Origin of the sequence: Pseudactinotalea sp. Z1732, assembly GCF_049724975.1 — a bacterium.
In the GTDB taxonomy this organism is placed as follows: Bacteria; Actinomycetota; Actinomycetes; order Actinomycetales; family Beutenbergiaceae; genus CALKWS01.
Genome location: NZ_JBMPQC010000033.1, coordinates 1 through 6389, shown reverse-complemented (window position 1 = coordinate 6389; position 6389 = coordinate 1). Strand labels below are relative to the sequence as shown.

Here is a 6389-nt window from a genome sequence, read left to right as displayed (position 1 = left end):
TGGTGCACGTGGAGCGTCTCGGCGGCGCGGACTTGTCTCAGGTTGAGGCCGCGTTTAAGTGGCAGATGGTGGGTGCGTTGTGAGCCGTACGGTGATCCATTGGCGTGGCCTCAGCATCGGGGGTGGGGACGGCCCGGTGACGATCTATTCCCTGGACGGGTGGGAGGAGCGGCCCTCACCGAGGCAGCGCACCGATCCGCGCCCTGGGCATGGTGTGTTCGGGGGGCCGGTGTGGGCTGAGGCGCGGCATGTGTTGGTGCAGGGCACCGCGCACATCTCGACGGCCCGGGATGAGTTGTTGGCTCATCTTGACCGGAACATGGGTTTTGACGGGGAGCCGGAGGATTTGACGGTTGAGCATGCGGGTCGGACGTTGACGGCGAGGGCGCGGTTGTTGCGTTTCGCGGCGAATCCGGAGCGTGGCCGGTGGGCTGGGCTTGGGTCGGGGCATGGCGGGTTCCTGTGGGCTGCGCAGTGGTCGTGTGATGACCCGTTCCGGTATGGCGACGTTTCCGCCGCGTCCGCGTCTTTGCCGGTGCCCACGGGTGGGGTCCGGTTCCCGTTGTTCACGGGGGGGTGGTGACGTGGTGTCTGGTGTGATCACGCGGCGGAACCTGGCGACACGCCCACATGCAGGCGACTCGAATCCCTGGTATGCCTCGGGGACAGGGTCGGGGCCGCTTGAGGTCGTAACGGGGCCGACGCCGGTGCCGCACATCGAGCGGTTCACACGCCAGGTGTTCACCACAGGCGTAGGTAACTTCGTGGGAACGTTCTACCGTGAGGCTGGCGTGGCGGGCGCGGCCGGTGATGTGGTGACTCTGAGTGCATACCTTCGCCCGTCGCAGACCGCCGAGTTACGCCTCGACTGTCACCTGCGCGACGGCACCAGTTCACTCGGGACGGTGAACTCTGAGCGGGTGCAGGTCCAAGCCGGGGAGTGGCAACGGTTCACCGCGACCCTCCCCGCCGACGCGTTCTACGACGGTTTCCAACTATGGTCACGCGTCACTGATGCGGGCACCACGATGCAGGGCGGCGACTACCTGGACATGACCGCCGTGCTCGCTGAGGAGGGAAGTCAGGGAGGCTACTTCGACGGGGGCACCCCATGGGTATCCAACCCTGACGGCACGATCACCGCCTACCGATGGACCGGTGAGGCGCACGCGTCGATCTCGGAGGAAGTCCGCACCCGCACCGGCACCCCGCTGCTGTTCGGCCCCGCATCCGGCACCGGCAGGGTGCGACTGGCCAACCCCGGCACCGCCAACGCACACCCCACCTTCCACATTCACGGCCCGGTGGGCGAAGGGGGTTTCATGATCACCCACGTTTCCACCGGCCGCAGGCTCCTCTACCGCGACCAAATCCCCGCCGGGTCCGTGCTGTCCATCGACACATCCGCCGGAACCGTCCTCCAGGACGGCGTGGCCGACCGCTCCGGCCGCCTCGTCGTACGAGAGTGGTCCACCGTCCCCCGCGAGGGCGAAGCCGAGTACGTGTTCACCGCACCCGAACGCACCGACGCCGTGTTGCACGCCCAAGTCAAGGCGACGTACTGGTGAGCACCGTCGAACTCATCGCCGGGACCTACAACATCACCCTCGCGTCCCTGCACCACCCAGAAGGACACTCCTGGGCGCAACGACGGGAACACGCAGCGCAAGCCGTGATCCGCTCCGGCGCAGCCATCGTCGGCCTACAAGAAGTGTCCAACCTGAACAACGCCACCACCTCCCAGGCACAGCAACTGTGCGACTCGATCAACGCGGCCACACCCGGGGTGTCCTGGCAAGTGACACCAGGGACCCGGTACAACGCGATCATCCACAACAACACCCTCGTGGAGCGCCGCTCAGACCCCGAAACGTGGGACCTGAACGTCATCCACACCCGCTCCGGCGCCCAACGCGCCATGACCGGCGCCATATTCGCCCACCGGCCCACCGGCGCCGAATTCGTGTTCGTCACCGCGCACTTCTCCACCGGCACCCTCGAATCCAGGATTGAGAACGCACAGATCGTCGCGGACTTCCTGGACGCCCGCCGCGACGGGCACCGCCACGGCATCGCGGCCCTGGACACCAACGGATCCCACGAAATCCACGGCCCCGACTCGGACCTGTGGGCACGCGGGTACCCCAACACCCGCCAACGCAGCCAAGCCCCAGTGGTGCGGGATGAGTTCAACTCCTTCAACGGGTGGGACCCGGAGATGGACGGCCGCCTCAACGGGCGCTGGATCGACGCCGTAGTCACCGACACCGGCGTGGACGTGCCCGCCGCCGGCCTGGACGCCGACTACGCCGACGGCACCGGACTACCGCTGCGCACCCCCCTGCCATCAGACCACCACATGGTGTGGGCCGCCCTCACCTGGAACACCGACGACCCCGGCCCCGCACCCGGCCCCACCCCTCCGGGTCCGCCACTGCCCGCGGAAGTCGCGACCCTCCACGACCCCGGAGAGTTCTTCACCGGCGAACTCACCACAGGCAACCGGCTGCGCCACCTCCCCATCAGCGCGGGCTCGTTCTCCGCGGTCCTGAACGCACCCGGCACCCTGGAAGCCACCATCCCGCTGCGGCGCCTCCCAGCACCGGAGCGGGCGGAGATCCGCGCCGCCGTCGAAGGCACCCGCTGCTACCTGGCCTACCAGGTGGGCCGCAGAATCGTGGAGGCCGGACCGATCTGGGTGCACGACTACGACGACACCACCGGGGACCTGCGCATCCGAGCATCCGGGCTGTGGTCCCTGTTCGACTATCGGCTCGTGATCCCCGTCCTCGGCCCCGGGCAAGGCCCCCAGTCCCGGCAACTGTCCTGGACCGGGCTGTCGTTGGGCGCCATCGCGAAACGACTCGTGCAAGCCGCCACCGCCCACACCGGCGGGCACCTACCGATCGTGCTGCCACCGGACCAGGTCGGCAACCACGAACGCACCTACCCCGGGTTTGAGTTGGCCACCACCCGGCAGCGGTTGACCGAGTTAACCCAGGTGGAGAACGGCCCCGACATCGCGTTCACCCCCCGCCTCCGCGAAGACGGCGAAGGCATCGAATGGGCCCTGCGCACCGGCACCAACTCCGGGCCGCTCCTGACCCAGGACGGCCCAGACTGGGTATGGGACACCACCAACCCCACCGGCCCCGTTTCCGGCGTGTCCGTCACCTCCGACTTCTCCCGCCGCACCAACTACGCCTTCGCCGTGGGTGAGGGGCACGAACAAGCCCTACGGCTGGGATCACACCAAGACCCAGACCAGTGGGACCGCGGCTACCCCCTGATGCACGCAACACTCCCCCACACGTCCGTGATCGAGCAACCGACCCTGACCTCCCACGCCAGGGCGGCCGTGGCCCAAGGCGCGGCCCCCTGGTCCACCTGGAAAATCCGGGTGGGGCGCGATGAAACACCCCGCCTGGGCGAGTACTCCCCCGGTGACCTGGCCACCATCCACGTGGGCTCTGACCATGTGTGGCTGCCGGGCGGGGCGCACCAGGTCCGCATCGCCTCCATCTCCGGGAGCCACGGGGAGGCGTTCGTGGACCTGGAAACCATCCCCGCCATGGATTCAAGATAAGGGAGCGCACGTGTCACTATCTGAGGACTTCCCCGCCGGCCCTACCACACCCGCCGGGCCGGGAGGATTCGCACAACTCCTCGCCACGCTCCGGCAAGTGGACGCCCGCGTGTCCAACCTGGAACGCGGCGGCCCCCTGCGCGCCTCCGGGGTGACCGCCACACCCGAAGGCCTGGAAGTCGTGGGCCGCCTGTTCGTTCGTCGCCCCACCCTGGAACAGCCCGGGATGATCGACGCCTACCTCGGGGCCACCGGTGTGCGCACAGCGATGCGACTGATCCCACCGAGAGGGCAAGACGCCACCGACGACGACGACTACACCGTTTTGTACCTGGAGGACGCCGGCAGCCTCGGTGACGGTATCGCCATGCTCCGCACCTCCGGACAACTGCAACTGCATGCGGGCACAACGTTCCGGCTGCGCACACTCGACGAATCGCACCACATCAGCACCACCACGAACCAGGTCCAGGTCAAGGCCCCCACGACAATGCTTCTCGTGGATGGCACCAACCTGTCCGTGAGCGGCGACCTCACAGTGGACGGTGCGAAGAACTTCCGCCTCCCCCACCCCACCAAACCCGGCATGGAACTCGTGCACGCCACCACCGAGTCCCCCGTGTCCGGACTGGAATACCACTACCGCGCCACCCTCAACGACGACGGCCAGGCCACGATCGACCTGCCCGAGTACTTCGAGCACCTCGCCCACACCGACGGGCGCGGCGTGCAAGTCACACCCGTAGGCCGCCCGTTCCCCGTCGGCGCCGACGAACCCACCGGCGGGCAAGTGCGCGTGTACGGGCAGGCGGGCCGGGACGTGTTCGTGCGAGTCAACGCCCGCCGCGGCGACCAAGCCGGCCAGTTCGAGGTCGAGCGCCCACGTGAAGAACCTGAGCAGACCGAGGAATAGGAAAAAGCCATGACGTTCCATACTGGCCTTTTTGTCCGTGAGCAGGTCACCGGCGACGACATCGTGGGCACCTCCCCAGTGGGTGCCCGCATCGCGCTCGGTGGGCTCTTCCAGGACCACGGCACCCTCTGGGGCCTGCCCATCACCGGCACCACCGGGTGGGCATACCGTGTCGGCGCCGGTGCCGTGGCCCTGACACGAGGCAGCGGTGACGGGTCGGTGCTGGTCGGCAACGACGCACCCATGGACGTGCCCACCACCCCGGCACCCGGCACCGGGTCACGCTGGGACCGCATCTGGGTGCGCCAGAACGACGTGGACGCCGGAGACGAGAACAACCAGGTGGTTGTGGGTGTCACCCAAGGCACCAGCGGTGGGTCACCCACCGTGCCGCCATTGCCGGCTGGTGCGACCGAGATCGGCCGCGCACAGGTCACCGCCGGGGCTTCTGACACCAACGCGTCCGGTGTCAGCATCAGCACCGCGCAGCGGCCGGTGGCGAGGCTGGCGGGCACCCCGGAGACCACCACGAGGGAGGTGTTCACCGGCCCGGCAGCGTTGGCGCCGGCGGGCGGGTCCACCATTGTCTCGGCCGAGTTGGTCCGCGACACCGGCCCTGACGGCACCGCCACGTTCATCTTCCGCGCCACCATCCGGGGAGTGTCCTTCTCCGCGGGTGCGCTTGCGCAGACGATCGCCACCATCCCCACCGCGCACCGCCCCACCACCGCAGGCGCCGCCATCGGCTCCAACGGTGGCACCACGCAGACCTACCAGGTCCTCTCCGGTGGTGGTCTGCGTCTGGCGAACTCCTCCCACTCCCGCACCACCACCGATGACCTGCTGGTCTCCGGGTCGTGGATCCGGATGCCCGAATGACCGGCTGCCCCCTCGAGAAACGCGGCCAGGTGCTCGTCGTTTTCGCGTGGATCGCGCTCACCCTGGGCGCCCTTACGTGGCTGCGGCTACCGACCGTGCCGGTGGAGGGTGTCGTCCACACGCACCTGCCGCCGGTGGTCGAGGTCGGCAAATGGGTGGTCGCCGCTGCCATCGCCGCCACCGCCGCGTTCACCCGCCGCTACCGGCTGGGATACGCCGCCCTGGTCGGGGTGGTCGCTTTCCGGGGCGCGTCCCTCGCGGCCGGGTGGGTGGTGTGGGTGATGTCCGAAGGCGCGGCCGGGACCCCCACCGGGTGGGCGCAAGCCCTGGAGTACGCGGGGTTCGCGGTCTTGTTGATCATCCTGGCTGGGCCGGACGACGGGACGGTGAGAGCGGTCGAGCACCCAACGCCGGGAGGTGTCGCCGATGCTGCGTGATATCCCCGGCCCCGTGTGGGGTGCGCTGGCGACGATCCTCGCCGGGACCCTGACTTTCCTTGGTGTGTGGCTGTCCACCAAACAAACCGACCGCGCCACCCGCGTGGAGCGGCGCGCCAAGGCCGCCGAGAACGAGGTGGACCGTGACCGCCTCCGCCTGCACCAGTACGAGGGCCTGGTGGACCGCATGGAGAAGCGCTTGGAGGCCGTTGAGAGCCGCGTGACCCACCTGGAGGCCGAACTCGCAAAGGAGCGGCGGGAGCGCCGGCAAGAGCGCGAAGCCTTCGAGGTCCGCCACCGGTCCACGGTCCGCTACCTGCGGGACGTGCTGGCATGGGCAGGCATGCACCTGCCGGGGGTCCCACCGCCCACGCCACCGACCGACGTGGCAGCAGACCTCACCTGACCACAAGGAGCCCACCATGACCGAACCCATCGACCTGCCCGAACTGGACGAACCGCCGCAGGTGTGGCGCGACGGTGAGGAACTGCTAGCCGAAGAGGCAGCGAACCCCGACCCCGCAACCATCGCCGCCAGCGAGACCGCCGGTGCCGACCTGACCGACTGGGTGGA

The 6389-nt window shown here is 68.8% G+C and carries 6 protein-coding genes; all 6 read left to right on the top strand.

Translation table 11 applies throughout. The features are described from left to right. Window positions 1–764: 764 nt before the first annotated feature. Genes ACPL7H_RS19235 through ACPL7H_RS19210 form a run of 6 tightly spaced genes read left to right on the top strand, consistent with a single transcriptional unit; the run spans window position 765 to window position 6221 of the window. A complete protein-coding gene (locus ACPL7H_RS19235) occupies window positions 765–1568 on the top strand; it encodes a hypothetical protein (RefSeq protein ID WP_424798338.1) in 804 nt (267 codons plus the stop codon). Further along, entirely contained in the window at window positions 1565–3586 is a 2022-nt protein-coding gene (locus ACPL7H_RS19230) for a hypothetical protein (RefSeq protein WP_424798337.1), read from the top strand. Before ACPL7H_RS19235 ends, ACPL7H_RS19230 begins: the two co-directional genes overlap by 4 nt. Window positions 3587–3596: 10 nt before the next feature. Next, window positions 3597–4499 carry a hypothetical protein gene (locus tag ACPL7H_RS19225; protein WP_424798190.1) on the top strand — a complete coding sequence of 301 codons (903 nt, stop codon included), beginning with the start codon at window positions 3597–3599 and terminating at the stop codon, window positions 4497–4499. 9 nt (window positions 4500–4508) lie between these two features. Further along, window positions 4509–5378: a hypothetical protein gene (locus ACPL7H_RS19220; protein WP_424798191.1), complete on the top strand. Its 870-nt coding sequence runs from the start codon at window positions 4509–4511 to the stop codon at window positions 5376–5378. Beyond that, window positions 5375–5815 (top strand): hypothetical protein, encoded by a 441-nt coding sequence (locus ACPL7H_RS19215; protein WP_424798042.1) that lies wholly within the window; start codon window positions 5375–5377, stop codon window positions 5813–5815. Before ACPL7H_RS19220 ends, ACPL7H_RS19215 begins: the two co-directional genes overlap by 4 nt. Next, the gene (locus ACPL7H_RS19210; protein ID WP_424798043.1) at window positions 5805–6221 is read left to right on the top strand and encodes a hypothetical protein; all 417 of its coding nucleotides are present in this window, start codon (window positions 5805–5807) and stop codon (window positions 6219–6221) included. Before ACPL7H_RS19215 ends, ACPL7H_RS19210 begins: the two co-directional genes overlap by 11 nt. The last annotated feature ends 168 nt before the right edge of the window (window positions 6222–6389 follow it).

Coding starts and splice junctions, on each gene's coding strand:
- ACPL7H_RS19220 (WP_424798191.1), top strand. CDS start 4,509: ATGACGTTCCATACTGGCCTTTTTGTCCGTGAGCAGGTCACCGGCGAC.
- ACPL7H_RS19210 (WP_424798043.1), top strand. CDS start 5,805: ATGCTGCGTGATATCCCCGGCCCCGTGTGGGGTGCGCTGGCGACGATC.
- ACPL7H_RS19215 (WP_424798042.1), top strand. CDS start 5,375: ATGACCGGCTGCCCCCTCGAGAAACGCGGCCAGGTGCTCGTCGTTTTC.